This is a genomic window from Brevibacterium sanguinis (genome assembly GCF_039528855.1).
GTDB classification, from domain to species: Bacteria; Actinomycetota; Actinomycetes; order Actinomycetales; family Brevibacteriaceae; genus Brevibacterium; species Brevibacterium sanguinis.
This window is the reverse complement of record NZ_BAAAMB010000019.1, coordinates 1-863: the sequence shown is the minus strand read 5'-3', so window position 1 is coordinate 863 and position 863 is coordinate 1. Positions and strand designations below refer to the sequence as shown.

The 863-nt window shown below is 59.0% G+C and carries 1 protein-coding gene; it reads right to left on the bottom strand.

Annotated features, from left to right (window positions below; translation table 11 throughout):
* Positions 1-131 precede the first annotated feature (131 nt).
* On the bottom strand, positions 132-629 hold the full coding sequence (locus tag ABD154_RS17805; RefSeq protein WP_344251843.1) for a hypothetical protein: 498 nt from the start codon (positions 627-629) through the stop codon (positions 132-134).
* Between the last annotated feature and the right edge of the window lie 234 nt (positions 630-863).

The following is an 863-nucleotide window of genomic DNA, read 5'->3' as shown; positions in this document are numbered from 1 at the left end:
AGGATGGGGCGGACGACGTCGGTGACACACCCGGCACGGACACACTTTTTGGCCTATAACCCACAAGTCGACCCCCAGGGAACATCCCCTGGGGGTCTGTGCGTCCAGGATAGACGCAGTGCTGTTCTAATTCAATCGAACAGATTCGACCACTCATCCAGCTGTGACTGTGATGGTGGACACTCTGATTCGTCGGGAATCTGCATAATCCCTGGTGAGTCGCCTGGACGTCTCGGGCGGAAGAAGAATCCTCCCTTCTTTTCTAGCCTGTTCGGCGGCGTGTCGGGGTGATAGCTGATGACAAAATCGTTATCCTTCACCCTCGCCAGCCATGCTCGGACGTCCTGCTCGATGAACGACGACGCGATCGGCTCGCCACTCTCGAGCGCAACTGAGTACCGGAGCCGACGCCCGGTCTGAGTATTGGCATGAGCCCGTCGCACCCACCAGGGGGCGAAACCCCACCCCGGTGGGTTGTTGTCCGGGGTTCGCTTCTTCCCCTGCGTTACCATGTTTCGAAGAGTCTGGACGGTGCGCCCGTCCAGCTCAGATATATCGGCATAGCTGCTGCCTTCCTCGAGTAGCCGCATGATCTCGGCTAGCGTGAGCCGCTTTATCCGCTCTGGCACGGACGCCTCCTCTCTCTGTGATATGGGTTTGATTGTATAGGTGTGACGGGTGTGATGACGTAGATGCTCGCGGTCCCCCGGCGGTCCCCGCCGGGCATAACAACCCGGTTCAAACCCCCTCAGGGATTCCCGTCCCCCCTTATTTCATGCGGCCAAGGCGTAGGTGCATGAGATCATAGAGCACATGATTCGCATTGCCTCAGTCAACGTCAACGGAGTCCGAGCAGCCTGGCG